1 pseudogene is annotated in these 257 nt (G+C 74.7%); it reads right to left on the bottom strand.

From position 1 onward, the window contains the following. Nucleotides 1-257 (bottom strand): annotated as a pseudogene (locus tag KVS67_RS12275) (glycerol-3-phosphate dehydrogenase); the annotation flags it as partial.

Here is a 257-nt window from a genome sequence, read left to right as displayed (position 1 = left end):
ATGAGGACGACCACATGGCGCAGGACGGTGCCGTACCGGAACAGGAGCCGGTCCGCGCGGGCCTCGCCCAGCCCGTAGTCGGCGGCGATGCGGTCCGCCCCCGCCTCGATCTCCGAGTAGCCGAGGCCGCCGAGCACGGGGATGCGCTCGGTGAGGCTGGGACGGGTCGGGTGGGGCTCGCGCACCACGAAGCCCACGACGTCCTCGGCCATGGCCCGGTACGTGGTCCACTTGCCGCCGGCCACGGCGGTGGGGCC

The sequence above is a fragment of the Micrococcus sp. GbtcB5 genome (genome assembly GCF_019091605.1).
GTDB lineage: Bacteria > Actinomycetota > Actinomycetes > Actinomycetales > Micrococcaceae > Micrococcus > Micrococcus luteus.
Note: the sequence above shows the minus strand (reverse complement) of the source record. Positions and strands in the feature narration are given on the sequence as shown.